Genomic DNA, 26,770 nt, shown 5'->3' on the forward strand with positions numbered 1-26,770 from the left:
GCCTAGCGAAGCTCCGCGGTCAGCAGGATGAAGATCGCGGTGGGGAATCCCTGGCGCCACCACGGGTCGTCGCGGAGTTGCTCCTCGGTGGGGTGCGGTTCGCGGAGGTCCGCGATGACGAAACCCGCGTCTCGGAGCGTTCCAGCGTAGAACTCCAGCGGTCGGAGCCATGAAGTGATCATGGACGGGGACTCCAGCCCGTCCACGAGGAATCGCTGGTCGATCCCGCGGGCCCCGAAGTACTGCGTCGCCGGGACGCTGTCCCGCGCGCCCCGCTCGGAGTGGTGCACGTAGAAGCAGGGGTGCAGGGTCAGCAGGATCAGCCGTCCGCCGCTCTTCAGGACCCGGGCGAACTCGCGCAGCGCGTGTGTCGGGTCGGGCAGATGGCTGAACAGGTGGTTGCAGACGATCAGGTCGTAGACGTCGTCCTCGAACGGCAGATCGTCGACGCTGGCGCAGACGAACCGCGCCGCCCCGGGCGGGGACGGGTAGGCGTTCGCCGCGTCGATCAAGCTCTGGCAGGCGTCGACGCCATCGACGTCGGCGCCGTCACCGGCGAGTCGCCGGGACAGGTAGCCCTCGCCGCAGCCCGCGTCGAGGACGCGCAGGCCCGCGCAGGGGCCGATGGCGTCGAGGACGGCGGCGTCGGTCAGTTCGGTCCGGTACCGGTCGCGGCCCTCCCTGATGACCTTGACCCAGTAGTCCGCGTTCGCCTCCCATCTCTCCAGCGTCCGACTCGCGATGACCTCGGCGGTGTCCTCCACCCGGCTCCCCAATCTCCAAAGCCGGTTCAGACGATGCTCTTGAGTCGCCGAACCAGCGTGTTGCAGGTCTGTCTGATCCGTCTGTCCTGGCAGTCGATCCCGCGTAGCTCCAGCGCCTGGATCAGCTCGGCGAGCCTGCCGCCGAACGCGAGGTCGCGGTTCAGCGCGAGCGGAATGTACGTCGACACCAGGTAGTAGAAGTAGGCGTCGTTGTACACGGCGATCTCGCGTAACACCTCGGTCGCCGTGTTGCGCAGCGACAGGGAGCTCGGCAGGGTGAAGTCGCTGCTGAGGCGGCCGTCCCGGGTGTAGGTCGGGAAGGCCCACTCCTCCAGCGCGCGGTACACCGGCGTCGCCATCAGCTCCCGGTGGTACTTCTCCGCCAGCTCGATGTCGTTGGAGCTGATCAGAGAGCCCATGACGACGCCGCGGGTCGTGAACGCGGTCTGCCGGGCCGGGCCCTCCGTGCCGAGATCGGCCTCGATTCCGTCGCTGACCTTGCTGACCTGGTGCGAAATGACGTTGACGGCCAGGATCGAATGAAAGGAGTACGTCTTACGGTTCAGCCGCGGCGCCAGATCGATGGACGACTCGCGAAGGATTTGCGGGTCGCGCAGAATTCCCCGACCCGGCTCGTCCGAATAGACCAGTTCCAGGGCGCGGTCCTGTTCGCGTCCCCAGAAACGGGCGATGAAGGACGACGTCTTCTGCGTCGGCTCACCGCGGACGATGCACAGGGCCGCCTCAAGGGCGTTCAGCAGGTGCGGCTGCGGCACCGGTGAGTTCTCCAGGGCCTCCAGGTCGACGATGAGCCCTTCGGCGCGCAGGTGGCCGAGGAGCACGTCGCGGCGTTTCCGCACGGAGTGCGCCTGCGAGTACTCGGCGATGCCGGGTATGGACGACATGAGGCTCTGGAGTGATCGACCGCTGACGCGGTCGAGCCATTCGACATTGTCCCAGAGCCTGAACACGGTGCTCTCGTCGAGGCCGGAGAAGGCCGCGACGTCGGACATGTTGAGGCCCATGTCCTTGGTGATCTCGGAGAGGGACTTCGGCTCGCCGTCCGGGGTCATCGCTCGCCCTAGATGTGGCACGGGTTGGCGCCTCGATCGTAGCGAAGCACCCGGCCTTTCGCGCGAGCCGACGGAGGATATTTCCGTCGTTCTTTCGTCGATGACGGCGATCATGACCGGCCGTCACACCCTTCCGGTCCCGTGGCGGAGCGAAAGGCGCGCGGGACACCTCTCGGTCATCGGGAGGCTCCCGCCGCCGTGCCGTCCAGGAAGCCCCTGTACACCTGGACGAACGGGGCGATGCCGGGGGCCGGCGCGTCGAGCGTTCCGCGGGCGTCCGCCTCGCCCTCCCGCGGGTCGAGCTCCGCCCGGTGGGCGATGCTCGGCGCCGGCCCCTGCGTCACGGCAGTCGCCACCCTTCCCGGACGCCCACCCCGAACCAGAACGTGGCTCCGTTCTTGGTCCGGTGGGTGCCGAAATCGGTGGCGAGCGCCTTCATCAGCTGGAGCCCCCGCCCGTGTACTGGCAGTGGCTCCTGCACGCCGCGCGGACGTCCGAGCGCGGCGCCCCCGTCGGCGACCTCGACCCGGACGTACCGGTCGATGTGCATGACGGAAAGCGTGATGGTCCCGTCCTGACGCGGGCGCGCGTGCAGGACCGAGTTGGTCATGGCCTCACTGGTGAGCAGTTCGAGGTCGCGGAGCTCGGACCGGTCGGCGCCGAAGTGCTGCCCGACGAGTTCCCTGACATAGGTTCTCGCGAGCCGAACCGCGGCGGGGGTCGCGGCGAGATCGAGTTCCCCGATGAGGCGCCCGGACGACTTGCCGTTGTTCCAGGCGGACGGAATTCCGAGCTCCAACGAGGGTGCGGGGGCCGGTACGAGCACGGGAGTCCCGGACCACGCGTCTGATGAGTTCATGGCGGTGTTGGCTTCACGTCTCCGTGTCGGGCTGTATGCGAACATGTGTTCTTCGGCCTGGTCGAAGTGCGGACGTGGAAGTGAGACAACACACACTCTGACGCACCGCGCTCTGCACAGTCACCAACGCTTGCACGCATGCAAGAGCCCTACCGCACGCTGCGAACCCTTACCGTCCGCTCACGTCGTCGTCGCTCTCGGTGATTTTCCATGATGTGGTCTGTGTCATATCACCATCCAGTGCTTGCCGAGCGTCCAGCCGAGGAAGCGGCGACCGTGCGGGTTGGGACCGTCCAGGTCACCGCCGGTGAGCACGTGCCGGAGCCCGGCGAGGACGGGGTCGAGCCGCCGGACGGTGTGCGCGGGCTGCCGGTCCAACTCGTCCTGCATCCACGCGACGACGGCGATCTGCTCCTTCAGCCCGCACAGCGACAAAAAGAAGACCGTCTGCCGCCACGCGTAGGCGGCGTCCTTGACGGTGCGGAGCGGACGCCGGTTCCCCTGCACCCTGCGGACCAGGCGGCAGGTGACGCCGAAGGCCTGGCGGGCGAGTCCGTCCCAGCCGTCCGCGGGGTCGACGCCGATCGGGTCGACCAGCACGGCGAGATTGTGCGTGGTCAGGATCTGCGCCTGTTCGATCACCATTCCGTTCGCGGCGACCGACCAACCCCGGACGTCCTCGGTCCGCTGGCGGCAGAGCCGGTCGAACCCCTTCCTCAGCGCACGGACGGCCGCGTAGTCGACGGCGTAGTACCGGTCGTAGAGCGAGTCTTCGAGAAGGTCGCCCGCGAGCTGGGCGGCGATGAGGAACTTCGGCGTGAACGTGCCCATGAAGATGTCGGCGGCGAGTTCCTCCACGAACGGCACCCGCAGCTCCGCCCGGCGGGCCAGCGCGTCGAACTCGGCGACCATCGGGTTGGGCACGACGCTGCCCGGGAAACCGCTCAGGGTCAGCTCGCCGAGTTGCGCCAGCGTGGCGTGCGCGTTCTGCCTCGCGGCCTCGTCCGCCCGGCGGCGGTGCCTCTCGACGGCCCGCACCCAGGGCAGTTCACTCATCCGCACCTGATGTTCCAGGTTGAGGAGCAGCAGCGACCGCCGGTTCCGGAACGCCCGGTAGACGGCGGCCATCAGCCGACGCAACGCGGAATCGGGGTAGGACAGTGCCGTCGTCGACGCCACCAGTTGCGGCACGAGCTGCGCCAACACCTCCGCCGACGGGACGACGCCGCGCTCGACGAGCGTACTGACCGGCGCCTCCAGGACGTTCTCGACGACGCGCCGCACCGGCTCGGGCACCTCGGTGCGAACGTCGCCGTCCACGACGGGCGCGACGAAGGCGTCGACGGACGGGACGCCCGCGTCCTGCGGAACGTCGGCCAGCCGCGCCGCCACGGTCTGCGCCAGCGCGTGGTGGGTGGGCCGGGCGGCGAGGGCCGCCTGCTCCTCGCGCAGCGCCGTGTGCCCCGCCGAGCCCGGTGTTCCGCGCTTCGCGACCATCGCGTCGATGGAGCGTTGCAACAGCCGGGAGGGCGGCAGCCCGGCGAGAACGTTCTCCAGGGACGTCCGCAGAATGGCGATGTTCTCCCGCGGCCTGCGGTGCTTGCCGCACAGCCCGTGCTTCCGGGCGAGCTTCGTGTAGCGGGCGAGCAGTTCGGCGCCGTCCTCGCGCCAACCCTCGGGGATCTCGGCGAGCACCCGCCCGTCCCGGACGGTCCTCAGCCAATGGGCGAGCAGTTCGTCCGCGAACGGATTCCACACCGAAAGGGCCTCGTTCATCTTCGCCACGTCGGTGTTGGGACGCCTGGCCTTGAGCCGCTCCCTGACCTGCCCGACCGTCTCCCGGCACACCAGGGACGAGTCGGTGGGCGCCTTTCCAGGTCGTGGCAGGAACCGCAGCCGATCCGCGAACGGGCCGATGGCCTCAAGGACGTCCAGGGCCCCGTTCCGGTCACCGGCGCGCAGCAGCCAGGCGACGACGAGCAGCGCCGCCTCCTCGGGCAGAACGATGTCGTAGCGCCCGCTGTCGAGACGTGAATGCAGTTCCCTGAGGCCGGCGTCCGTCAGGTGATGGGCGAAGAGTTCGCGCCGATTCTTGTCGGCCAGGCCGAGGCGACGCGCGAGCTGCCGCTCGTCGTCGGCGAGGGGCCCTCCGGCGGCCGCGTTCCCGGTGGCGAATCCGCCGCGAACGACCTCGGGGGTCACCCAGGCCGGGAGACCTTTGACGGGCGTCCTGGAACCGATGTCCAGGGAACCGTCCTCCATTCCCGAGATGACGCTTTGCCAGCGCCTGACCCTCTGCTCGGCCCTTTTGCGCGTCGCCGAGTCCTCATGGTCCATGGCCGTGACGAGCGCTTTGGCGAGTTGCCCGCCCGCGTAGGCGGGATTCACCTTGACTTCTTTGTTCATAGCCAGCGTGGCGGGTGCCGCCCCCGCTCCCTCCGGGTAGGAAGCCCGGTGCTCTACTGTTGAGCTACACGCTGTCGTCGACAATTGACGGTAAAGGTCGCCAACGCGGTTCGCAACGCATTTATTGAACCGCTCTCGGGATCAGGACGGGCAGGAGCGTGTCGCGGAGATCCACCAGGATCCTGTTCTCGGTCATGGCGGCTTCGACCCTCATGACCAGCGGCCTCACCAGCTCGTCGAACCGGCGGACGCGGTCGTCGCCGGGCCAGGGAACCTCGTAGGCGGCGATGTCCGGCCATTTGGCGCGCGGCATTCGCGTGCCCTCGGAGACGGCCGACGCGTGCGCCACCACGTCGTCGCTCGACAGCGCCGCCAGAAGCCAACTCCGGTGGGCGTCCCGTTCCGGCCGGACGACGAGAATGTCGGTCGACGCCACACCGTCGACGAACGCGAGACCGACCTTGTGGAAGTAGGGGCGGAGCCTCCCGAACAGCACATCACCGGATTCGAAACGCCTTTTCGCGCTCGTCGAAGCGGACGCGGCCGTCCAGGTCGAAAGCCACATGTGCCGTTTCGGCATGTGCTCCAGCGCGATGTAGTTCTCGTCCGCGCGTATCCGCCCGGCGGGGACGTTCGACGTCACCGGCGACCCCAGACTTCCGATGCGGATCGACTCCGTCGCCGTGGCGGCCAGTTCCTCGTGGCGGGCGCGAACGACCTGGTCGGCCAGGTCGGCGATGCGGTCGTTCACGGCGATCTTGTCGTCGAGGGCGCCGAGAAGCGACGCCGCCGAGTCCTGCTCCGCGCGTGCCGCGGGCGCCACGGCGAGACGGCTCAGAATTCTCTGGGTGAGAAGCGGCTGGCCCGATCCGATGCGGTACCGGTTCAGGTCGAGTCTCTTGAGCAGGTAGTAGACATAGCGCGGGTTCACGCCCTCTTTCGCGGTGGCGATGATGGCGTTGTCGGTGACCCAGCACCGGTCACGGCTGTAATGGACGGCTCCGCAGTACGACCCGACACGTCCGACGATGGTGGTGCGGGCGTCGGCGTTGGAAAGTCCGGTCCGGCCGATGACACCGTTGGCGCCATAGGCCGTGTACGCGCCGCCGCCACCGGACGGTTTCGCCTTGCCGTTGGCGAAGTCGACGAGGTCGCCCAACAGCCTCGAAGCCGCGTCACCCATTCAGCCGTCCCAGTTCCGCCCGAACGACCTGGTCGAGGTGCGCCGACTCCTCGAACTGCGCGAAGAGTTCCTTGGTGAGGCGCTCGGCACGGTCGGCGGCGGGCTCCTCTCCGGGATCGGTCTCGGCGGCGCCGACATAACGGCCCGGGGTGAGGACATGGTCATGGGTGCGGATCTCGTCCAACCCGGCCGAGTAACAGAACCCCGGCACGTCCGAGTACGCGCGATCGCGCCAGGAACGGTACGCGCCCGCGATGGCGCCGACATCGGTGTCCGACAGGACGCGTTCCCTCCGGTCGATCATCGTTCCCATGGCCCGCGCGTCGATGAACAGAACCTGGTTCCGCAGCGCCTTTCCCTTGTCGAGTATCCAAAGGCACGCGGGTATCTGCGTGCTCCGGAAGAGCTGACCGGGCAACGCGACGACGCACGACACGAGGTCCGCCTCCACCAGCGCCGCGCGAATGGCGCGCTCGGCGGACTGCCTGGACGACATCGACCCGTTGGCCATCACCACCCCCGCGACCCCGGTGGGGCCGAGCTTCGCGACGATGTGCTGCATCCACGCGAAATTGGCGTTTCCGGCGGGCGGGACACCGAAGCGCCAGCGCGGGTCGTTCTCGTCCCGGTACCAGTCCGACACGTTGAACGGCGGGTTCGCGAGCACGAAATCGGCCTGGAGCGTCGGATGCGCGTCCTCGTAGAAAGTGTCGGCCCACCGGCCGGCGAGGTCGCCGGTGATGCCGTGAACGGCCAGGTTCATCTTCGCCAGCCGCCAGGTGCGCTCGTTCGCCTCCTGCCCGTGGACGGCGATGTCGTCGAGGCGCCCCCGGTGGCTGAGGACGAACTTCTCCGCCTGCACGAACATCCCGCCCGAACCGCAACACGGGTCGTACACCCGCCCCCTGAACGGCTCCAGAATCTCGACCAGGACCTTCACCACGCTGGACGGCGTGTAGAACTCCCCGCCGCGTTTCCCCTCGGCCCGCGCGAACCTCTCCAGGAAGTACTCGTAGACCTCCCCGAGAACGTCACGCGCCGACCTGCGATCGTCCCCACCGAAACGCACGTCACCGATCAGGGCGACCAGTTCCCCGAGGCGCCGCTGGTCCACCTCGTCCCGTCCGAAAAGCCGCGGAAGCACACCGGAGAGCGGGGGGTTCGCCCGCATGACCGCGTCCATCGCCGCGTCGACGCGCATCCCGATCGTCTCCGCACCGGACCCCGCTGCGAGGTCCGTCCACCGGGCCCCCTCCGGCACGCGGAAGGCACCCTCGCCGGACGCGTCCGACACGTACTTGAGGAACACGAGCCCGAGCACGAAGTCTCTGTAGTGCGCCGCGTCGACGGAACCGCGCAGTTTGTCGGCGGCCTTCCAGAGGATCTCCTTGAGGTCCGGCTCAGGGTTCATGCGCTGATTCTCGCGCGCTCGGGCGCGGTCGTTGGACGGACGGCACGGCGTGGTGCGAAGCTGCCGAACGTGGTGGTCCTGGGCGTTCTCGCGCTGGCGGCGCTGACGGGCTGGCTGTACCTGGCCCTCGGCCACGGCCGTTTCTGGGCGCCCGGCCCGGGGCTTCCGCCGGCCCCGGACCCGCCCGCCTGGCCGGACGTGGTCGCCGTCGTCCCCGCCCGCGACGAGGCGGCCGTCCTACCCGAAACGCTGCCGACCCTTCTCGGACAGCACTATCCGGGCCGCTTCCGCGTGGTCCTGGTCGACGACGCGAGCAGCGACGGAACCGCCGAGACCGCCGAACGCCTCGCGGGCGGCGCCCCGACTTTCCATGTCGTCCGGGCGACGGAACGTCCCGCTGGCTGGGCGGGCAAGGTGTGGGCGATGTCGGAGGGCGTCCGCGCGGCGGGCGAACCGGAGTTCCTCCTGTTCACCGACGCCGACATCGCCTACGCGCCCGGCACCGTGACCAGGCTCGTCCGGGCCGCGCTGTCCGGCCGCCGCGATCTCGTGTCGCAGATGGCGACGCTCCGCACCCGCACCGGATGGGAACGGGTGATCGTCCCGGCGTTCGTCTACTTCTTCGCGCAGCTCTACCCGTTCCGCCGTGTCGCCCGTGACGGGGCCCGCACCGCCGCCGCGGCGGGCGGCTGCATGCTCGTCCGCCGTGCGGTCCTCGCCCGCGCGGGCGGACTCGAAGCGATCAGCGGCGCGCTCATCGACGACGTGGCGCTCGGACGTCTGGTCAAACGCGGCGGCGGGCGCTGCCGCCTCGATCTGAGCCGCGACGTCGTCAGCCGCCGCCCCTACCCCCGCCTGGCCGACCTGTGGACGATGGTGGCCCGCAGCGCCTACGTGCAGCTCCGCCGCTCACCGGCGCTGCTGGCGGGCACGGTCCTCGTCCTGCTCCTGATGTACGCGGTGCCGCCCGCCGCGACCCTGGCGGGCCTGACCGGCCTCGCGGTCGGCGCCGCCGACGCCGCGCTCCCCGCCACGGCGGGCCTCCTCGCCTGGACGATCATGGCGGCCACGTACACGCCCATGCTCCGCCACTACCGCCTCTCACCTCTTCGCGCCCCGGCCCTGCCCCTGGTCGCCGTCCTCTACGCGGCCATGACCATCGACTCGGCCCGCAGGCACCACGCGGGCGAGGGCGGCGCCTGGAAGGGCCGGACGGCGCCGTCCCCGCCCTGAACCACCTGGCCCGTTTCAGTCTTCGGAACGGTCGAAGAGCCATCGGAACCCGCGCTGTGCAGGATGGCCGCATGGACTTAGTGGAGTTCCTCCGTGACCGGCTGGCCAAGGACGAGCAGCTCGCGCGGGCCTGCGCCGCCTCCTCATGGACGGCCGAACCGTCCGGCAGCGTCGCCGTGGACGCCGAAGACCCCACTTTCGTCGCGACGGCGGAGAACCAGGCCTACGTCGAGCACATCGCCCGCCACGACCCGGCCCGGACACTGCGCGAGGTCGCGGCCGCCCGTCAGATCGTCGACGACTACGAGAAGGAGAGCTGGATCATCGACCAGGGCCACCGGACCCCGGAACTCGAAGCCGCCCACGCCGCCCGCGAATCGGTGCTGCGCCTGCTCGCCCTTCCACACGCCGCCCACCCCGCCTACCAGGACGAATGGCGTCCCTGACCGGCCCGCGACGACCCGATCGGCCGGCATTGCGGAACGGGCCTGACACATCGGACCATGGCCCTGTAATCTCGTTGGGGGAGCCGAGAGGCGCTGCAACGGGCGAGAGCCCGCCACGCTCGGCCCCGATCTCCGGTACGTGACAAGGGCGCCTCCCACGTCACTGGGAGGTGCCTGAAATGACCGAGAACAAACTCCGTGAGCTGCTGGACGACCGTATCGCCGTCCTCGACGGCGCCTGGGGCACGATGCTCCAGGGCGCGAAGCTCACCCCGGCCGACTACCGCGGCGACCGCATCGGCGACGACCACCCGAAGGACGTCACCGGCGACCCCGACCTGCTGAACCTCACCCGTCCCGACGTGATCCTGGACGTCCACCGGCAGTACCTCGACGCCGGGGCCGACATCACCACCACGAACACGTTCACCGCGACGAGCATCGGCCAGGGCGACTACGGCCTCGAACACCTCGTCCACGAGATGAACGTGCGGGGCGCCCGGCTGGCCCGCCAGGCCGCCGACGAGTTCGGCGGACGCCTTGTCGCCGGCTCCGTCGGCCCCCTCAACGTCACGCTGTCCCTGTCGCCCCGCGTCGAGGACCCCGCCTACCGCGCCGTCACGTTCGACCAGGTCAAGGACGCCTACGCGGGGCAGATCGCGGGTCTGGCCGAGGGCGGCGTCGACTTCCTCCTCATCGAGACGATCTTCGACACGCTGAACGCGAAGGCCGCGATCGCCGCCGCCCGCGAGGTCGCCCCGCACCTGCCGCTGTGGATCTCGGTGACGATCGTCGACCTGAGCGGACGGACGCTCTCCGGCCAGACCCCCGAGGCGTTCTGGCGTTCCGTCGAGCACGCCGGACCCACCGCCGTCGGCCTGAACTGCTCGCTCGGCGCGGAGGAGAACCGTTCCCACGTCGAGGAACTGGCCCGGGTCGCCGACACCTTCGTCGCCTTCTATCCGAACGCCGGTCTCCCGAACGCGTTCGGCGGCTACGACCAGTCTCCCGAGGAGATGAGCCGCAAGCTCGCCGAGTGCGCCACGTCCGGCCTGGTCAACGCGGTCGGCGGCTGCTGCGGGACGGGCCCCGCCCATATCGCCCGCATCGCCGACTCCGTCCGTGGCACCACCCCCCGCACGGTGCCGACGCCCACGCCCGCGCCCCGCTTCAGCGGCCTCGAACCGTTCGAGATCGGCCGTGACACCGGCTTCGTCATGATCGGCGAACGCACCAACGTCACCGGCTCCAAGAAGTTCCGCAACCTCATCGAGGCGGGCGACCACCAGGCCGCCGTGGACGTGGCGCTCGAACAGGTCCGCGGCGGCGCGAACCTCCTCGACGTCAACATGGACGCCGACCTGCTCGACAGTGAGCGGGAGATGACGACGTTCCTGAACCTCATCGCGACCGAACCCGAGGTCGCCCGCATCCCGATCATGGTCGACAGTTCCCGCTGGTCGGTGCTGGAGGCCGGGCTGAAGGCCGTCCAGGGCAAGGGCGTCGTCAACTCCATCAGCCTCAAGGAAGGCGAGGGCCCGTTCCTGGAGCAGGCCCGCCGCATCCGCGACTTCGGCGCGGGCGTCGTCGTCATGGCGTTCGACGAGACGGGCCAGGCCGACACCACCGAACGCAAGGTCGAGATCTGCGCGCGCGCCTACGACCTGCTCACCCGCAAGGCCGGATTCCCCGCCGAGGACATCATCTTCGACCCCAACGTCCTCGCCGTCGCCACCGGCATCTCCGAGCACAACGGCTACGCCAAGGCGTTCATCGACGCGCTGCCGCTCATCAAGGAACGCTGCCCCGGCGCCCGCACCAGCGGCGGCATCTCCAACCTGTCGTTCTCCTTCCGCGGCAACGAGATCGTCCGCGAGGCGATGCACTCGGCGTTCCTGTTCCACGCCGTCCGCGCCGGTCTCGACATGGGCATCGTCAACGCCGGCCAGCTCGCCGTCTACGAGGACATCCCCGCCGATCTCCTCGAACTCGTCGAGGACGTCCTGTTCGACCGCCGTCCCGACGCGACCGACCGGCTCGTCGCGTTCGCCGAGAACGTCAAGGGCAAGGGCACCGCCCGCGAGGTCGACCTGTCGTGGCGGGACGCGCCCGTCGCCGAGCGCCTCTCCCACGCCCTCGTCCACGGCATCATCGACTTCATCGAGGCCGACACCGAGGAGGCCCGCGCCCAGGCCGCCCGTCCCCTCGACGTCATCGAGGGCCCGCTGATGGACGGCATGAAGATCGTCGGCGACCTGTTCGGCTCCGGCAAGATGTTCCTCCCGCAGGTGGTCAAGAGCGCCCGCGTGATGAAGCGCTCCGTCGCCTACCTCGAACCCTTCATGGAGAAGGAGAAGGAAGAGGCCCTGCGCGCCGGACGCGTCACGAGCGACCGCGGCCAGGGCAAGATCGTCCTCGCGACCGTCAAGGGCGACGTGCACGACATCGGCAAGAACATCGTCGGGGTCGTCCTCGGCTGCAACAACTACGACGTCGTCGACCTCGGCGTCATGGTCCCCGCCGCCAAGATCCTCGACACGGCCATCGCGGAGAACGCCGACGCCATCGGCCTGTCCGGGCTGATCACCCCGTCCCTGGACGAGATGGTCTCCGTCGCCGCCGAGATGGAACGCCGCGGCCTGCGACTCCCGCTGCTCATCGGCGGCGCGACCACGTCCAGGCAGCACACCGCCGTGAAGATCGCTCCGGCCTACGACGCGACGACCGTGCACGTCCTGGACGCCTCCCGTGTCGTCGGCGTCGTCTCCGACCTGCTCGACGAGGACCGCGCCGCCGCCCTCGACGCCGCGAACCGCGCCGAACAGGAACGGCTCCGCGAGCAGCACGCGACCAAGCAGCGCAGCCCGCTCCTCACCCTCGGCCGGGCCCGCGCGAACCCCGAGAGGGTCGACTTCGGTGACCTGCCGACCCCCGACTTCACGGGCGTCCGCGTCGTCCGGCCCCACCTGTCGACCATCCGCGAGATGATCGACTGGCAGTTCTTCTTCCTCGCGTGGGAACTGAAGGGCAAGTACCCGGCGATCCTCGACCAGCCCGTCGCCCGCGAACTGTTCGACGAGGGCAACGAACTCCTCGACCAGATCATCGCCGACAACGCCTTCGAGGCCCAGGGCGCCTACGCCTTCTGGCCCGCGCACTCCGAGGGCGACGACATCGTCCTGCCGCAGGCCCGTTTCCCGATGCTGCGCCAGCAGACCGCCAAGCCGGAGGGCCGCCCCAACCGCTGCCTCGCCGACTACATCGCCCCCTCGGGCGACCACCTCGGCGGCTTCGCCGTGACGATCCTCGGCGCCGAGGACCTCGCCGCCAAGTACGAGGAGAACAACGACGACTACAAGGCCATCATGGTGAAGGCCCTGGCCGACCGGCTCGCCGAGGCGTTCGCCGAGTACGTCCACCTGGAGGCCCGCCGCGCCTGGTTCGAACCGGACGCCGACCCCGCACTGGAGGACCTGCACGCCGAACGCTTCCGCGGCATCCGCCCCGCGCTCGGCTACCCGGCGAGCCCCGACCACAGCCTCAAGCAGACCCTGTTCGACCTGCTGGACGCGGGCCGCCTCGGCATGAAGCTCACCGAGTCGTTCGCGATGACCCCCGCCGCCAGCGTCAGCGGCCTGATCTTCGCGCACCCGTCGTCCCGCTACTTCACGGTCGGACGCGTCGGCAAGGACCAGATCGAGGACTACGCCGCCCGCTGCGGACTCCCCGTCCCCGAGGTCGAACGCTGGCTCGCCCCGAACCTCGCCTACGACCCGGAGTGATCCTGGAATCATCCACTTCGTGGAAAAACTGATCACCGAACTGGCCGGACCCGACCCCCGCCCCGCGTCCGACGCCCTGGTCGCCCTCGGCGCCGCCGCCGTCGCCCCGGTCCTGGAGGTCCTCTGCGACGAGGACTCACCCGTGGACTGGGGCACGAGCGCCGTGGTCCTGCGCCGCATCGGCCTACCCGCCCTCGAACCCCTGGTCGAGGCCATGGCGACGGCCCCCACCGCCGAGGTGGCCCGCCGCTGCGGGTGGGCCCATTGCGGCCTGGAGATCGACGACCTGTCGGCGTTCGTGCCCGGCCTGCGACACCCCAACCCCAAGGTGCGCGACAGCACCGCCTACGTCCTCCAGCTCAAGGGCACGGCCGCCCTGCCCTACGCCCCCGATCTGATCGCACTGCTGGACGACCCGGACAAGGACATCCGCCAACGCGTCCGCTGGGCCCTCCAGGAAATCGGCCCCGACGTCCTACCCCTCCTCCACGAGGTCCGCCGCTCCCGCGGCACCCGCGCCCGCCGCCAAGCCCTGATCGCCCTCGCCGACGTCGGCGGCCCCTCGGCACTGGACGAACGCGACCAGGCCCTCATCCGACGCCTCATTCGTTACAAGACCGCCACCGAGACCCCCGAACCCATGCACCTGTGCGGCACCTGGTTCGCCGTCCCCACCGACGACCGACAGGCCGTCCTCGACGCGTTCGACCTGTCCGACCCCGAACCGGTCACGATGCGGCTCGGCGCGCTCGCCTGGAACCACGACCACCACGCCTGGGGCCGTGACCACACCCAATGCTCCCGCGTCTACGTCACCCCACTCCTGGACGGCTGGACGCTCCTGTTCGGCGACCCCTTGGACCCTCACGAGGACATCGAGACCGAAAGGGTCCTCGGCCATTGCCGCGACCTCAGCCGCCGCCTCGGAACCGTCCACTGGTACGGCGCCAGTTGCGGCGACGAATGGACGGCCTGGTGCGTCGCCGAGAAGGGCGAGATCATCCGCTACTACGACATTTTCGACCCCGACGACCAGATCGGCGCCCACCCCGCCGAGGACGGCTACCTACTCCCGCACATCGACGGCTTCCCCGAGGACGCCTTCGACGGCATCGACATCGGCGACAACGCCGCCTTCCAGGCCCGCTACAACCAGGTCAAAAAGGCCCTCTCCATCCCCGACGACTGCCACTCGACCCTTTTCGCGGCCCGTGCCTCCGTCGACCCGTCCGCCCTAGGCCCCCAAACCACCGTCCAGGGCCAAGCCCTCCTAGCCCTCACGGCCTGCGGCCGCCAACACGGCCACCCCCGCGGAGCAGTGGAGATCTGACGCCCCCTCGAACTTCTGTTTGCTAAAGCGGTCGAAAACACTACGTGACCATCCCATTACTTATAGTCTTCTCTCGTGCCAACGTTCGAACACGAGCTGCCGCTGGATATGGTCCGCGCCCGGCCGCAGTTCGCTCCCGACATGCTGCGAGCCGTCTTCGGCCTGGAGCTACCTGAAGGAAGAGCGGCCAAGCTGGGCTCGGAGAATCACACGAACATAAGACCGACCGAGCTGCTTTGCGACGCCACCGTCATGCTGGAGGATCCAACTGGAGGCTACGTCCACGGCATCATCGTGGAGTCGCAACTGCGCTACGACGGCCACAAGGCTCTGAGTTGGCCCGCCTACCTGGCCTCGCTGCGGCTCCGCCACAAGTGCCCGGTGACCCTGCTGGTCATCTGCCCCAACCAGTCCACCGCCAGGGCCTGCGAGGCACCGATCCGCATGGGACATCCCGGATGGGTGCTCAAGCCGCTGACCTTCTACCCCGGAATGCTCCCGCCCATCACGGACGTCGAGGCAGCTCGCAAGGTCCCCGAACTCGCCGCCCTGAGCGCCCCTCACTACGCCGACGGTCCAGATGGCGAAGCCGTCTTGGACGCCGCAGCCGTGGCTCTCGGATTCGGAATGGACCCCGCCTACCGTATGTACTATGACGTCATGAGAGCACAGCTCTCTGATGCCGCCCGCGAACTCATGGAGAAAACCGTGGACCTCAAGAACTACGAGTGGCAGTCAAAGTGGGCTAAAACCCACATCGCCGAAGGCGAGGCGAAAGCGATTCTGCTTGTGCTCGAAGGGCGTGGCGTGGAGGTTCCCAATGACGTTCGCGAGCGCGTCACTGGTTGCACGGACACGGAGCAGCTGGAGCGCTGGGTCAGGCGGGCGGGCGTCGTCGACAAGGCGGAAGACCTGCTCGACTAAGGCTGCACGTTCTTAGAGGTCAATGTGGACCTCTAAGAACTACGAGTGGCAGTCCGACTTCGCCAAGTCCCACATCGCCCGGGGCAGAGCCGAAGGACGTGCCGAGGGTGAGGCCGAGCGCTCCTGGTCGTCTTGGAGGCGCATGGCATCGCCGTTCCCAACGATTTCCGCGAGCGTGTCATGGGCTGCACCAACGTCGACCGGCTTGACGGTTGGCTCAGGCGCGCCGCGGTCATCGACAACGTCGAAGGTCTCTTCGAGCCTGAGCGTTCTTAGAGGTCAATGTGGATATCAAGGACTACGAACGGGAGTTAGAGCAGGTCAAGTCGCACATCGCCGTAAGTGAGGCTGCGAGCAAGGCGAGAGCGATTCTGCTTGTGCTCGAAGGGCGTGGCGTGGCGGTTCCCGATGAGGTTCGCGAGCGTATCACCGGCTGCACGGACACTGAGCAGCTGGACTGCTGGATCAAGCGCGCGGGCACTATCGACATCGCCGAAGACCTTCTGAGTGTGCCCAGCGAGAAGAGAGATGGCCTGTTCAGCAGAAGGTACAACGGGAGGTTGCGCTGGCATTCTGATTTCGCCAGGCAGCATTTGTCCAACGGTAAGGTGCACGGCCTGATTCGGGGCCACCGCAGAGGCAAGGCGAGGGGGCTGGCGAAGGGTGTGCTCATCATCGTGGACGCCCGCGGGCTCGACGTCTCCCACGCACTCCGGGAACGTATCCTGAACTGCACGAATCATGAGCAACTGGAGCGCTGGGTGGAGCGCGTTCGCTTCATCGACGCCGCCGAGGAACTCTTCGAGGTGGACCTCCAGAAAGCGGTGACACCCAGGCTGGTCCGTCCCCGGCCCGGGAATTGGATGGAAGACCACGCCGAGGGGCATTGGTGCGAAGGTTTGTGGACCGGCCTGTCGGATGGGCTCTGGCGCGGCGAATTAGGCGGTATGCAGACGGTGCTGTTCCGCCTTCTTTGGGCTCGCGACCTTCGTCCTCCGGACCCGGACATGCAGCGCATCCGCGGCTGCAGGGATCAGGCCGAGCTTGAGCGGTGGATTCGGCGGGCCGTGTTCATCGACGACGTGGAGCAACTCGTCACCTGATCCCACCGGTGGGGTCAACGCCAGTTGGCTGGGCGGTCGGGGAATCGGTCGCCCAGTTGGTGTTCGAGGTGAAATCCTGGGTTGCGTCGGTCGGGGGACATGCAGGTCTGCGAAGGGATGCGATGCTGAACGTCCGCGGCTGGGAGGCGATCGATGCGGTGCTGAAGGCTCGGTACGGGGACGTGGAGCGGTTGGAGTGGGACGCGCCGATCGCGTATCGGCCGTTGCCGGTGGGACGGTTCGTCACCAACACCATCGCGATATATCCGCGGGACGAGCCGGTGCCGCACTGGCATCTGATCGGCTACGCGTTGACCGCCCCGCCCGAGGAACGCGGGTACGAGTTCACGCTGCGCGTGCCGCGTCGTACGGAGGACCGCCAGCCGCCGAACTGGGCGCTCTTCCATCTGGAGAACCTGGCGTCGTACGTGTCCAAGAGCGGCAACGACTTCAGGACCGGTCATTACGTCGAGTTCCCGGACCCGATCGACCCGGATCGTCCCGAGTCGGCGATCCGGGCGGGCGCGTTCGTCGTCGATCCCGAGCTCGGCGGCGCGCGAACGTCCCTCGGCGAGGTCGAGTTCCTCCAGTTCGTCGGCATCACCACCGACGAACTCCACGCGGCGCAGTCGTGGAACGTCCTCGGATTCGTCGACGCACTCGCACCGCACCTACCGCACCTGGTCACCGACCTTGACCGCACATCCCTGGCAGGACTCCCGGACGTGGCCCGCACCGTCCGGGAGGGCTCCGCCCGCGACGGGTCCGGCACCGGTTTCCTGTTCTTTCACCGGTTGGCCGCCGACACGTCCGATGGCGTCGCCCTGGAGGTAGGTGAGCAGCACGTCCCGCAGCTCATCCGGGTGCTGCCCGCGCGCATCCCACACGGCAACCAGCTGGTCCTGCGCGGCCCCGACAAACCCGTGGTCCTCCTGCCGGGGGAGGAGTTCACACACCGGCAGACCGACCAGGCCCTGGAAATCACCCTCCCGGACGCCGTCAGCCACGCCATCGCCGCCACCGTCCGCCCCGCCCCAGGCACCTACCGCATCCCGACCGCACCCGCCCTGACCGTCACCGTCGTCCCCTGACCGTCCGTCGAGCCCCTGGACGGACGGGTCAACTCGCTGGACCGGCCCGCCGCGGGCCGCCGGGCACCGTCGCCCGCGCGCTCGCCGCGCTCCGCGTGCCGATCGAGGCGGGGACAACGTAGGAGTCTGACCGTAAGCCCGGCCGGGAGTGCCTGCGCCAGCCGCGCGCACGACGGTGCGGCGAACCCGTTCGAGGTGTGTCCGCTCGCGAATGTGTCGTCCCATGGATGCGTGGCGCGAAGGCGCAGCGGCTCCTCCGAAGGCTCGCGTAGCACACGGCTTTCGGGCGAGTTAGGCCGCGCTGCTGCGAGTCCACCCCCTTGGACGAGTGATGCGGTGCAGCGCTGGGGCTGGTTACTTGCGTTGCAGCGTGAGCGGTACCGGGCGAGGCGGAGGCCGGGGTGCGTGACAAGAAGGGGAATACGGCGGGCTCGTGGCTTCGTGCGGGACGACTTCTTCTAGCTGCGCGGCTCTGTTTCGTCGTCCAGGGGCGGTGGGGTGAGGAGCGGCGTGTTGCCGTCACGCCCCCTCTGCATGACGGCAACACGCCGCTGGTCGATATGGCCGGACTTCGGGCGTATCCCTTTTAGGGAAGCATTCGCGCCCAGACCCATTTGCCTCCGGCCGGGTCTCGTGTGGCTCCGCACCGGACGGAGAGAGCGCGGACGATGTGCAGGCCCCAGCCGCCGTTGTCGTCGAAGGCCTCTTTGGAGAGGTCGAGGTCTTCGAGGCTGAAGACGACGTGCGGCCTGGGCTGAGGGTACGCCGGGTCGCCGTCCCACACGGCGAGGAGGAGGCCGTCCGCGTCCCGGCTGACCTGGACACGGATCTCCTTGTTCGGCGTCTGCTCGCTGGCATTGGTGACGAGCTCCGACACGATAAGAAGTGCATCGTCGACAATGTGGGAATAGTCCCAATTGCTCAGCCGTGAGGCCGTAAGTGTCCTTGCAAGCCCTACCGAGGCGGGTGTTCCCATGAGGGGAAAGATCATTTCCCCCGTCGCCGTGATCACCATCGTTCCTGTCCTTGCCTGAGATTCCGATTTCCCGTGACAAGGATCACTGGGATGTTCTAAGTTTCGGCTGTAGTCATCCGAGATGGATACAGCGGAGGATGCAAATGCCGATCGTACGCGAGCCTCTCGACCCCAAGATCTCTATGTGGGTCTTTCTAGCCTTCTACCTGCGGTTCTGGCGCGAGAAGATGGGCCTCTCGCTCACCCAGTGCGGGCAGATCATGGGGGTGACGCGCGGCACTGTATCCAATATCGAGGCGGGTCGGCGACGTCTCCAGGACGATCACGCGCGTGCACTCGACCGACATTACGGAACGGGCCTGCTATTTCAGCTCTTGCTCTGGTTTGCCCGAATGGCCCACGACCCCATGTGGGGAAAGCAGCTCGTCAAGTACGAGCAGGAGGCCGCATTGATCAAGAGCTACCACGGGCAAGTGATCCCGCTCGCACTCCAAACCGACGAGTACACCTGGGCGTACGTCCAGTCAGGAACTCCCAAGGACTTCGAGGCAGAGATGGCCGAGCGCGTCGACCGGAAGAAGTCCTTTTTTGATCGAGGGACCGAGGTCGAGATGTGGGCAACCCTCGACGAGAGCGTCCTGATGCGTGAGGTCGGCGGCCCAGAGGTACACAAGGCCCAGTTGGAGCACCTGCTCGCCATGGCCGACTTGCCGCAGGTCAGCCTCCGCATCGTTCCCTTCAAGTCAGGCGCTCACCTGGGTGTTGACGGATCACTCCAGCTCCTCAGCCTGGAGAGCCGCGACATCGCCTATTCGGGCGCCCAAAACGGTGGCCGTTTGATCGAAACTCCTGGCGAGGTTCGGGAATTGTCGGTTAAGTTCGATCGTATCGGTGCGAAGGCTGCCTCCCTGGAAGTCTCTCGCGAGATCATCAAGCGATACTTGGAGAGTTACGAATGAGCATTCTGTGGCGCAAGAGCACTCACAGCGGCGGAGCAGACGACCAGCACTGCGTTGAGCTGGGACGTCTCGTGCCGGGCATCGGTGTGCGGGACTCGAAGGCTCCGGAATCGGGACACCTCACTCTGACCACCAGTCAGTTCGCCAACCTGGTCAAGCAGATCAAGCGCGAGCGGTAGCCATGCCCGTCCAGTGGCGCAAGAGCACTCACAGCGGCGGAGTAAACGACCAGCACTGCGTTGAGCTGGGACGTCTCGTGCCGGGCATCGGTGTGCGGGACTCGAAGGCCGGTCACCTCACCTTGAGCGCCGCCCAGTTCGCCGAGCTGGTGAAGCAGATCAAGCGGGAGCGCTAACCATGGTTGTCCAGTGGCGTAAGAGCTCGTACAGCGGGTCGGCGAACGACGACGTGTGCGTTGAAGTGGGACGTCTGACGTCCGGTGCCAGCGTCGGTGTGCGTGACTCGAAGAACCCGGAAGCGGGCCATCTCACCTTGACCGTCGTCCAGTTCGCCGCCCTGGTGGAGCAAATCAAGCGGGAGGAGTAGAGCCATGCCTGTCCAATGGCGCAAGAGCACCCACAGCAGCGGAGTAGACGACCAGCACTGCGTTGAGCTGGGACGTCTCGCGTCGGGTGTCGGTGTGCGTGACTCGAAGGCTCCGGAAACGGGTCACCTCGCCCTGACCGCCGCTCAGTTCGCTGTCCTGCTCGCTGAACTCAAGCAGGGCGGCTCGCCCCACTGATGACCGGCTTGGTCCCGACCGCCGTGCCGCGCGTTCCCTGCGCCCCGTGCGCACACGAGGCGCAGGTGGCGCGCTGACCGTCCTCGGTGCCGCCCTCGTCGTAGGCAACGGGGTTAGACGGGCGGACGAGGGCGGCCGGTCCTGGACGTGGCTCGCCTATCGCCCAGTCACCGTCCGACCCGAGCAACTCCGGCAGGCACCGGCGAGTGCGCGAGGCAGGCTCGATACTGGGTCGGTGGGGCTCGGCCAACGCACCTACTGGGAGATCTGAAGCCAGACGTCGGACCGGCGGGCTACCTCTTCCATCCCGTCCTTTGCACGTTCGACAAGGGCGACGACTTCAGGGCTTTTGTTGATCGACGTGACCGCGCCGCGTGCTCGCTCCCTCGGGCAGTGTGGCGTGGTCGGGCCGTCCATATCGGTGTCTTCGCCGTACGCGCCAACCGGCCCGTCTACCTGGTACGCCCCAAGGTCGAATTCAAGCGGTCCCTTACCCCGGGGCGGCTTTCCAGGGGGTGCCGCCCACCAACCACCACCGTTTGCCGGATTCGTGCTCGCGCCCCCTCGACCGCCCCGAGGCCCTCGCCGACCTGGGCGAACCGCACTCACGACCATCTCCTCGACCGCGCCCTCGACCACGACCCGGGGCGTCACCCCAGCGGGCCGCCGCCGCCCGCCAGCTTCGCGCCTACATCCTCGACTGCGCCGAGACACTCGTCGACCTGCGCGTCCGCGCTTACGATAACGCTCGCGTCCGAAGCTTCAACCTCGCCTGCGGCCTGTCGGCACTATCGGTGAAAGCTTCGGGGTCGGCCTGACCGGCCTGGACCTGTCCGAATACGCATTGCGGGACGGAGTGATGTGGGACGGGCGCACCCGCTGGTCCGCCGCCCTATACCGGCGGGTCGCGGCGGCGGGTCGCCGACCGTCTGGCGGAGATCGGGCCCGGGTGTACCGGGTGCGCGGTGACACCGAACGCGGCCCGCACGCGGTGCCTGGACCGTAGGCGGACAGCGCCGTCCCACGGAGGCGGAGCTGCCCGCTACCTGGCTGACCGTGGCGGCCTGTCCGCCCGCCCGTGCGGTTGCCGAGCACCGCGTGGATGAGGGGTCCGCCTCAGTGTGTCGGGGCTGTCTCGGCAGGCCGCGTCGGCGAGCGTCCGGGTGGGCCACTCGGCGTGCAAGCGGCCGCCACGCAGCGGCGTGCGGGCGGGATTCGACTCCCCACCACGTCCCTCTGGGGAGGTTGCCGTGCCCCGACATGCCGTTTGCCATCTGATCACGCCACCGCCCTAGCCACCATTGTGTGGCCGTTGGGTCGGCGGTGACGGTGGCTTGGCTTGGGTTCAGGCGGTGTGAGCGTCATCAGTCGAGGGTGGCCTGTTCCAGCCGGGTGACGCCGACGACGATGCCTCGGAATGGGGCGCCGGGGGCTGGGGTGCGGGCGGCCTCCGCTTCGCGGGCCAGGCACAGGGCCAGCAGCCGGATCGCGGTGGCCTTGTGGGGCGTGAGCGGCTCCTGCTGGGCGAACACCGGGGTCGCGAGCGCTTCGAGTCGGCTCACTGCCTGCCGCCCCCATGCGCTTTGTGCCGTGCCGTCGAGCGTTCGGCGTCCGTTGCGGATGTTGACAGCCAAGTCGGCCGCGGTGGCCTGGTTACCGCGATCCAGCTTGACGCACGCCGCAGCGTGCAGGACGCCGGTGACGCGGCGGCGCCACTGACGTTCGGGCTTCGCGCTGAACAAGTAGTAGCGGGTCTGGTAGTACATGCCCCGTTTGAAGACCCGGTCGAGAGCGCGGTCCAGCAGCACGCAGCCGATTTCGCCGCTACCCAGACCCGTGGGCATTCCATGGCGGGTCCTGCGAAGGTGTCTCCTCTGCTCCTCCCACTCGTCGCCCAGCTCACCGGCCCGCTTCTTGTCGATGGAAATGTCGGGATCGGTGGCCATCGAATATCTCGCGTATGCGTCGTCCTCACTTCTGATGGCGTGGCTCAGCCCCCGGGTCGCGTCGATCGCGGGGGTGAGGTCGCGGTCGGTGTCATGGTCGGGGACCAGCGCGCGGGCCAGTTCCCGTGTGGTCGCCCCGGCCGCCTCGAGTTCCGCGCCACAGTCGGCGGCCATGTCCCTCGCCACCCAGAGGGCATGCCCGCCGTGGTTGTAACGGATATTGGAGACCGCGCGGAGAAGCAATATCCGCGCGAGCAGCGGCGCCGCCCGGTCGACGTCGGCGGCGATGTGGCGGGCGAGCGTCCTGCGGTCGATCCCACTTGGCCCGTCCATGAAGGCTCCCATCCGCTGGGCGAAACCTCGCCTCTGTCGAAATCCTAACCACCGACCAAACCGGCGGCCCGTTGCCGCAGGCCGCTACGCCTGCCCATGTCCCGGCTCCCGCTGCTGGGCAGGCACCGGCAATGCTCGTCAACCCGTCTCAGCGGAAATCGGATCGGACTCCGGGCGATCCCGGCGGGAGCTGGGTGATTCGGGGGCGGGACGTCAACAGCCGGGCGATGACCTCACTCTGACCGCCACTCAGTTCATTGTCCTGCTGGCCGACCTCAGGCAGAACGGCCCACCCCCGATCGCCCACGCCTTCCCCAGCTTGACCAAGGCCCCCCGGGCTGCCGTTGTTGCGGCAGTGGTTCGGGGGCGGCCGGTATCGGGTGAGGGGCAGGAGGCCGGCACCGCCGACTGCGCGAGAGGCTCGGTACCGGGTCCGTATGGCTCGGTCAACGCGTTGATCAGGGGATCCAAGACCAACCGGATGAGCCTCAGCCGGGCGGGTTGTTCCCTGCGCGCATTTCCCGACGTCGAGAGCTTCAGGCCTCTCGTGGATCGGTGAGACCGCGCCGCACTCAGCGGATGCCGCTCGGCCCAGTCCCTCAAGGCGCCGCCTACACCCATTCGCCCTAGACTCCGGTTCGCCCGGCGGCAACCGTCGCAGCGACACGAGTGCCATGGCTGACCGTATTCGGACGGCCGCTCAATGTTTGACTCGGCGTTGTCGCAGGCTAGAAGCCATTTCGCTTCGAGACGTCATCCGTGCCCATCCGGTGGCGACCCTGTGTGGCTCCGAGATTACGGAAAGTGTGCAGACACTCACTGTGATCACGTGAATACTTGTCGTGTCCAACCCCCAGTGGTCTACTCGCCCGCCAGAGGTCACGGCACACCCATGGGTCCCAGGTGTGTCGCCCAGGCCGACCGGCGGCGCGGAGGCCACCGACGAAGGAGAGCACATGCCGTCCATGAAGACCACCGCTCTGGCTCTGGTCACGGCAACCGCTGCGACCTGCCTGGCCACGGCCGGGGTGGCCGCCGCGCAGAGCACTCAGTCCCCGGCCAAACCGACCGCGCCGCAGGCCGCCGCCGTCCCGCCCGGCTACCAGATCGTCACCCTGCCGAACGCCAACGTCCCCAACTTCCAGCGCCGGACGGTCTACTGCCCCAGTGGCAAGTACGTCCTCGGCGGCGGCGGCGAGGCGCAGGGCAACGGCGCCATCCTGGTCGGCTCGTTCCCCACCCCTGACGGCCGCGGCTGGATCGCGCTCGGCCGCCAGATCGGCTACGACTCCGTAGGCATCAGCGTCTACGCGATCTGCGCCAGCTAACAGATCCGCTTCATACGCCGGTCCCGTGCCGCCCACCGCTGCGGCCGGGACCGGTTGCGTTCTCCACCGATTTCCCCAGCCATATGACCAACCCGCCGGACCCGCCGGCGTCCTTCGATTTGATCACTGCCTGAAGCCGCGGCCCACCTGCTCAACCGGCCGTGCCTGGCCCGCACCTGCCCGGCCCGCCTCGTCCATGGCACCCACGCCGTCTACCCACTGATGAGGTCAGCTCACCTCGCCGCCGCCTGCTGAACCGCCAGCCATCGCCGGGCATAGTCCGCCGACTCCCGCAGGAACTCCTCTACCTCAGGCCGGTCGAGCTTCGCCTGGTGGAAGAGGTCCAGCAGTATGAGGAAGCTGGCGCTGGCCATGGTCTCGTTGTCGGCCAAAGGGAGCGGTGTCCGTGAGGGTCTTGTCTTGAAGGACCTCGCGTATCAGGGCCTCCGCGACACGGGGATTGAGTTGCAAGGACTCGTCCCCGATCAGGGCTTTTCGTAGGTCGGTGACATACCGGATGATCTCCGGGACCGAGTAGGTCGGGGAGAACTTCCGCAGCACCGCAACCGCGAACGCCGAGTAGCCCATCAAGTTGTGAGCGATGATCTCGTCTGCGTCGGTTGGCTCCTCGAACTGCTCGGCCCAATCGCTGTCCTCGGTGAGGAAGAGACGGAGCATCTCAACGTGCTCGGCTCCTACCTCGACACTTGAGAAGTCGGTCATGAGAAGACTTCGTCCGCCATACCTCGTGCCGTGGCCAGGAAGGCATCGAGTTCCTCAGCGTTGAACTGCGCGTCCGCGACCAGCCCGGCTAGCAAAAGTATCTTGCTTCCGTGGGACGCCCCACCACTGATGCCCTTTCGGGCTTCGGGCGGCAGTTTACCAAGAGCAATGTTAATCAGGGTCTCGCCCACCTGCGGGTCGAGCAGCTCGGGATCGGCCATCCGTAGGCGCACGGAGGTGACGAACTCGATGACCTCCGCATCGTCGGCTACCTCCTCGTCCTTCATGAACCGCCGCCTGGTGGCCTCGAAGAACGCTGCGGTGACCAGGGAGGCGTACTGGTTGGACGCCTTCTTGTCCAACCGGTTCAACAGTCTGGAGTGTTCGTCACCATGCCCCTGGAGTTGCGCGCGAAGGGTCGCGACCTGCTCATCCGTTATTGTCATTGCTCCTCCGGAAGACTCTGTTGTAGGTATTCGTCGCCCCGTGCTTCAACGCCATCCCGATCATGACGAACGCAACGAGCCCGAGCGCCCCGCTTGGGCCGTTGATCGTATCGTTCGGTGTGCCGCCGGGGTAAGGGTTGTCATGTCGAACGCCGGGCTGGTAATCGCTGGGCGGTCGATGATCAAGTATTTCCTGTGCGTTGTTGTTGAACTTGGAGAATTCTTTGGCCGCATCTTCCAAGTTATCGTCCAAGCTCCGCATAGCCCGCCTCCAACCAGAATCCCGGTCGCGTTCGGGTTCGCGCAGGTCTTGGTTCTCATCGACCGGGGAGAGGAGTTCGCCGCGGTCGGCGGTGAGTTCTCCGGCGGTGGCGGGGTCGAGGTCGGCGCGGGTGGGGAGTCCGGCGAATCGGTTGCTTTCGTTCTCCTCGGGCGCCGGGGGTTCGGGCTGGTCGTCTGCGTTGCTATCGCGATCGGTCTCGTCGGCGTGTTCGTCGGGGCGTTCCTCTTCGCCGTCCGGGAGCGGCTGGGGATCGTCGTGGTCGGCGGGCCGGTCGTCGGTGTCGGGGACAGGGGCAGGGGTGTCCTCGCGGTCGGGTGGGGTGGCCTCGCCGGTCTGGTCGCCGGGCCGGTCGGCGTCCTCGCCCGGCGGCTCGGATTCGGGCGCCGGTCCGGGTTCCGGCTCCTCGGCCTCGGCGGTGTCGGACGGCGATTCCGCGCTGTCCTCGGCAGCGGGCTCCGGGTCCGTGTCCAATGGCTCGGCGCCTTCGGTTCCGGGGTCGTCGGCGGCGCGCGGCTCCTGGTCGGGGGTGTCCCGTCCACCGGTCTGTTCGTCCTGCTCGTCCGGTCGGTCGGCGGTGCCGGTCGGGACATCGGGTTCGCGGTCGGTGGGCTGGGCCGCGACCGGCTCGGTGTCCTCGCCCGGCGCACCGGGACCGTCCGAGCGGTCTTCCGTGTCGGCTGCCTGCCTCTCCTCTAACGCGGCCTTCTGCTCCGCGATGGCGCGTGCCCAGGACTCGGCACGTCGCCCCCGGGGCGCCTCGGACGCTTGCCCGGTGTCCGGCCTGCCGGGTTCCGCCGTGTCGTCGGCCCGTGCGTCGGACGACTCGGTGGCGGCATCGCCGGTGACAGGGTCGCGGTCGTCGCCGTCTCGTGGGCCGGTCTCGTTGTCCTCGGTCCGCCGGTCATCTTCCTGACCGTCATCCTCCACCCGTCCGGCCTCGGCTGTCGGCTGGTCCGTGTCCTGCCGGACCCCCATCGCGCGGGCCCAGGATTCGGCGCGTGGGCGGCCGACCGTGTTGGGATCGTCGTTGGGGTCGCCGGACCTCTCCGGGCCTTGCCGCGCCGCCGTGCCGGGTTCGTCGGTCTTCTCCGCACCGGACTCCTCGGGCCGCGTCGCGTCCCGCTCCTCCGCCTTCGATTCGCCCTCGCCGCCGGTCTCGGTGGTGGCCTGCGCGGCGGCCCTGCTCTCCAGCCGGGACGGCTGCCCCGGGGAACCCGGCCGGTCCGGGGGCGGCCGGTCGTCGTCGGGCGCCTGGGGCTTGTCGGTGGTCTCCACTTTGGTGTCGGTCCCGCTGGTGTGGTCGACGCCCACCCTCAAGCCCTTTCGCTGGACGGCACCGGGAACAAAGGCCCGGCAAAGGTCGGACGCCATCCAGAACGTGCGGGGCCAACGCCCAGGTAACGTCGCCCGTCAATGAAACCGAAACCGC

At 68.3% G+C, this 26,770-nt stretch carries 25 protein-coding genes and 1 tRNA gene; 13 read left to right on the plus strand and 13 right to left on the minus strand.

What is annotated here, in order from left to right; genetic code table 11:
* Positions 1-2 precede the first annotated feature (2 nt).
* From BZB76_RS12000 to BZB76_RS12025, 8 genes are all read right to left on the minus strand, one after another.
* On the minus strand, positions 3-764 hold the full coding sequence (locus BZB76_RS12000) for a class I SAM-dependent methyltransferase (RefSeq protein WP_158581600.1): 762 nt from the start codon (positions 762-764) through the stop codon (positions 3-5).
* Between the two features lie 26 nt (positions 765-790).
* Positions 791-1,837: a hypothetical protein gene (locus BZB76_RS34735; RefSeq protein ID WP_170180598.1), complete on the minus strand. Its 1,047-nt coding sequence runs from the start codon at positions 1,835-1,837 to the stop codon at positions 791-793.
* A 176-nt stretch (positions 1,838-2,013) separates the two neighbouring features.
* Entirely contained in the window at positions 2,014-2,181 is a 168-nt protein-coding gene (locus tag BZB76_RS34740; protein WP_170180599.1) for a hypothetical protein, read from the minus strand.
* A complete protein-coding gene (locus BZB76_RS12010) occupies positions 2,178-2,696 on the minus strand; it encodes an ATP-binding protein (RefSeq protein WP_158581602.1) in 519 nt (172 codons plus the stop codon). Before BZB76_RS12010 ends, BZB76_RS34740 begins: the two co-directional genes overlap by 4 nt.
* 225 nt (positions 2,697-2,921) lie before the next feature.
* Entirely contained in the window at positions 2,922-5,084 is a 2,163-nt protein-coding gene (locus tag BZB76_RS12015; protein WP_246006891.1) for a transcriptional regulator, read from the minus strand.
* A 20-nt stretch (positions 5,085-5,104) separates the two neighbouring features.
* Positions 5,105-5,176, minus strand: a tRNA-Gly gene (locus BZB76_RS34745).
* Between the two features lie 47 nt (positions 5,177-5,223).
* A complete protein-coding gene (locus BZB76_RS12020; protein WP_121434333.1) occupies positions 5,224-6,285 on the minus strand; it encodes a restriction endonuclease subunit S in 1,062 nt (353 codons plus the stop codon).
* Positions 6,278-7,696, minus strand: a complete 1,419-nt coding sequence (locus BZB76_RS12025) for a type I restriction-modification system subunit M (RefSeq protein ID WP_121434334.1) — start codon at positions 7,694-7,696, stop codon at positions 6,278-6,280. The genes BZB76_RS12020 and BZB76_RS12025 overlap by 8 nt, the downstream gene beginning before the upstream one ends.
* Positions 7,697-7,765: 69 nt before the next feature.
* On the opposite strand from BZB76_RS12025, the gene BZB76_RS12030 reads away from it, so the two are divergent.
* The 7 genes from BZB76_RS12030 (at position 7,766) to BZB76_RS12065 (ending at position 17,605) form a co-directional block, all read left to right on the plus strand.
* The gene (locus BZB76_RS12030; RefSeq protein WP_121434335.1) at positions 7,766-8,929 is read left to right on the plus strand and encodes a glycosyltransferase; all 1,164 of its coding nucleotides are present in this window, start codon (positions 7,766-7,768) and stop codon (positions 8,927-8,929) included.
* Positions 8,930-9,000: 71 nt separating this feature from the next.
* Entirely contained in the window at positions 9,001-9,375 is a 375-nt protein-coding gene (locus BZB76_RS12035; protein ID WP_147449413.1) for a DUF6221 family protein, read from the plus strand.
* Positions 9,376-9,554: 179 nt separating this feature from the next.
* Positions 9,555-13,157, plus strand: coding sequence for a methionine synthase (metH, locus tag BZB76_RS12040; RefSeq protein WP_121434337.1), 3,603 nt, complete (start codon positions 9,555-9,557; stop codon positions 13,155-13,157).
* 19 nt (positions 13,158-13,176) lie between these two features.
* The gene (locus tag BZB76_RS12045) at positions 13,177-14,487 is read left to right on the plus strand and encodes a HEAT repeat domain-containing protein (RefSeq protein WP_170180600.1); all 1,311 of its coding nucleotides are present in this window, start codon (positions 13,177-13,179) and stop codon (positions 14,485-14,487) included.
* A 75-nt stretch (positions 14,488-14,562) separates the two neighbouring features.
* Positions 14,563-15,411: a hypothetical protein gene (locus BZB76_RS12050; RefSeq protein WP_147449414.1), complete on the plus strand. Its 849-nt coding sequence runs from the start codon at positions 14,563-14,565 to the stop codon at positions 15,409-15,411.
* Between the two features lie 284 nt (positions 15,412-15,695).
* Positions 15,696-16,514, plus strand: coding sequence for a hypothetical protein (locus tag BZB76_RS35255; protein WP_211342952.1), 819 nt, complete (start codon positions 15,696-15,698; stop codon positions 16,512-16,514).
* Between the two features lie 122 nt (positions 16,515-16,636).
* On the plus strand, positions 16,637-17,605 hold the full coding sequence (locus tag BZB76_RS12065; protein ID WP_121434340.1) for a suppressor of fused domain protein: 969 nt from the start codon (positions 16,637-16,639) through the stop codon (positions 17,603-17,605).
* A 586-nt stretch (positions 17,606-18,191) separates the two neighbouring features.
* Here the strand turns inward: BZB76_RS12065 and BZB76_RS12070 are convergent.
* A complete protein-coding gene (locus BZB76_RS12070) occupies positions 18,192-18,620 on the minus strand; it encodes an ATP-binding protein (protein WP_337959747.1) in 429 nt (142 codons plus the stop codon).
* Positions 18,621-18,724: 104 nt separating this feature from the next.
* Between BZB76_RS12070 and BZB76_RS12075 the strand changes: the two genes are divergently transcribed.
* The 5 genes from BZB76_RS12075 to BZB76_RS12095 are packed head-to-tail and all read left to right on the plus strand — an operon-like array spanning position 18,725 to position 20,282.
* Complete coding sequence (locus tag BZB76_RS12075) at positions 18,725-19,540, plus strand: helix-turn-helix domain-containing protein (protein ID WP_170180601.1); 816 nt, start codon at positions 18,725-18,727, stop codon at positions 19,538-19,540.
* Positions 19,537-19,719 (plus strand): DUF397 domain-containing protein, encoded by a 183-nt coding sequence (locus BZB76_RS12080; protein ID WP_121434343.1) that lies wholly within the window; start codon positions 19,537-19,539, stop codon positions 19,717-19,719. Before BZB76_RS12075 ends, BZB76_RS12080 begins: the two co-directional genes overlap by 4 nt.
* A gap of 2 nt (positions 19,720-19,721) precedes the next feature.
* A complete protein-coding gene (locus BZB76_RS12085; protein WP_121434344.1) occupies positions 19,722-19,895 on the plus strand; it encodes a DUF397 domain-containing protein in 174 nt (57 codons plus the stop codon).
* A 2-nt stretch (positions 19,896-19,897) separates the two neighbouring features.
* Positions 19,898-20,086: a DUF397 domain-containing protein gene (locus tag BZB76_RS12090; RefSeq protein ID WP_121434345.1), complete on the plus strand. Its 189-nt coding sequence runs from the start codon at positions 19,898-19,900 to the stop codon at positions 20,084-20,086.
* A gap of 4 nt (positions 20,087-20,090) precedes the next feature.
* Positions 20,091-20,282, plus strand: coding sequence for a DUF397 domain-containing protein (locus tag BZB76_RS12095; RefSeq protein ID WP_121434346.1), 192 nt, complete (start codon positions 20,091-20,093; stop codon positions 20,280-20,282).
* Between the two features lie 1,364 nt (positions 20,283-21,646).
* On the opposite strand, the gene BZB76_RS12100 is transcribed toward BZB76_RS12095, so the two are convergent.
* Positions 21,647-22,561 carry a hypothetical protein gene (locus BZB76_RS12100; RefSeq protein ID WP_147449415.1) on the minus strand — a complete coding sequence of 305 codons (915 nt, stop codon included), beginning with the start codon at positions 22,559-22,561 and terminating at the stop codon, positions 21,647-21,649.
* Between the two features lie 956 nt (positions 22,562-23,517).
* Between BZB76_RS12100 and BZB76_RS12105 the strand changes: the two genes are divergently transcribed.
* Positions 23,518-23,889, plus strand: a complete 372-nt coding sequence (locus BZB76_RS12105) for a hypothetical protein (protein WP_121434348.1) — start codon at positions 23,518-23,520, stop codon at positions 23,887-23,889.
* Positions 23,890-24,198: 309 nt separating this feature from the next.
* On the opposite strand, the gene BZB76_RS34200 is transcribed toward BZB76_RS12105, so the two are convergent.
* Genes BZB76_RS34200 through BZB76_RS12115 form a run of 3 tightly spaced genes read right to left on the minus strand, consistent with a single transcriptional unit; the run spans position 24,199 to position 26,652 of the window.
* A complete protein-coding gene (locus BZB76_RS34200; RefSeq protein ID WP_147449416.1) occupies positions 24,199-24,612 on the minus strand; it encodes a hypothetical protein in 414 nt (137 codons plus the stop codon).
* Positions 24,609-25,058, minus strand: coding sequence for a hypothetical protein (locus tag BZB76_RS12110; protein WP_121434349.1), 450 nt, complete (start codon positions 25,056-25,058; stop codon positions 24,609-24,611). Before BZB76_RS12110 ends, BZB76_RS34200 begins: the two co-directional genes overlap by 4 nt.
* Entirely contained in the window at positions 25,042-26,652 is a 1,611-nt protein-coding gene (locus BZB76_RS12115; RefSeq protein WP_121434350.1) for a hypothetical protein, read from the minus strand. Before BZB76_RS12115 ends, BZB76_RS12110 begins: the two co-directional genes overlap by 17 nt.
* Positions 26,653-26,770 lie beyond the last annotated feature (118 nt).

It is taken from the genome of Actinomadura pelletieri DSM 43383 (genome assembly GCF_003634705.1).
Lineage (GTDB): Bacteria > Actinomycetota > Actinomycetes > Streptosporangiales > Streptosporangiaceae > Spirillospora > Spirillospora pelletieri.

What these genes read in the sequence shown, in the direction of transcription:
- BZB76_RS34735 (WP_170180598.1), bottom strand. Translation starts at nt 1,837, where the DNA reads ATGACCCCGGACGGCGAGCCGAAGTCCCTCTCCGAGATCACCAAGGAC.
- BZB76_RS12010 (WP_158581602.1), bottom strand. Translation starts at nt 2,696, where the DNA reads ATGAACTCATCAGACGCGTGGTCCGGGACTCCCGTGCTCGTACCGGCC.
- BZB76_RS12020 (WP_121434333.1), bottom strand. Translation starts at nt 6,285, where the DNA reads ATGGGTGACGCGGCTTCGAGGCTGTTGGGCGACCTCGTCGACTTCGCC.
- BZB76_RS12025 (WP_121434334.1), bottom strand. Translation starts at nt 7,696, where the DNA reads ATGAACCCTGAGCCGGACCTCAAGGAGATCCTCTGGAAGGCCGCCGAC.
- BZB76_RS12035 (WP_147449413.1), top strand. Translation starts at nt 9,001, where the DNA reads ATGGACTTAGTGGAGTTCCTCCGTGACCGGCTGGCCAAGGACGAGCAG.
- metH (WP_121434337.1), top strand. Translation starts at nt 9,555, where the DNA reads ATGACCGAGAACAAACTCCGTGAGCTGCTGGACGACCGTATCGCCGTC.
- BZB76_RS12065 (WP_121434340.1), top strand. Translation starts at nt 16,637, where the DNA reads ATGCTGAACGTCCGCGGCTGGGAGGCGATCGATGCGGTGCTGAAGGCT.
- BZB76_RS12070 (WP_337959747.1), bottom strand. Translation starts at nt 18,620, where the DNA reads ATGGTGATCACGGCGACGGGGGAAATGATCTTTCCCCTCATGGGAACA.
- BZB76_RS12075 (WP_170180601.1), top strand. Translation starts at nt 18,725, where the DNA reads ATGCCGATCGTACGCGAGCCTCTCGACCCCAAGATCTCTATGTGGGTC.
- BZB76_RS12080 (WP_121434343.1), top strand. Translation starts at nt 19,537, where the DNA reads ATGAGCATTCTGTGGCGCAAGAGCACTCACAGCGGCGGAGCAGACGAC.
- BZB76_RS12085 (WP_121434344.1), top strand. Translation starts at nt 19,722, where the DNA reads ATGCCCGTCCAGTGGCGCAAGAGCACTCACAGCGGCGGAGTAAACGAC.
- BZB76_RS12090 (WP_121434345.1), top strand. Translation starts at nt 19,898, where the DNA reads ATGGTTGTCCAGTGGCGTAAGAGCTCGTACAGCGGGTCGGCGAACGAC.
- BZB76_RS12095 (WP_121434346.1), top strand. Translation starts at nt 20,091, where the DNA reads ATGCCTGTCCAATGGCGCAAGAGCACCCACAGCAGCGGAGTAGACGAC.
- BZB76_RS12100 (WP_147449415.1), bottom strand. Translation starts at nt 22,561, where the DNA reads ATGGACGGGCCAAGTGGGATCGACCGCAGGACGCTCGCCCGCCACATC.
- BZB76_RS12105 (WP_121434348.1), top strand. Translation starts at nt 23,518, where the DNA reads ATGCCGTCCATGAAGACCACCGCTCTGGCTCTGGTCACGGCAACCGCT.
- BZB76_RS34200 (WP_147449416.1), bottom strand. Translation starts at nt 24,612, where the DNA reads ATGACCGACTTCTCAAGTGTCGAGGTAGGAGCCGAGCACGTTGAGATG.
- BZB76_RS12110 (WP_121434349.1), bottom strand. Translation starts at nt 25,058, where the DNA reads ATGACAATAACGGATGAGCAGGTCGCGACCCTTCGCGCGCAACTCCAG.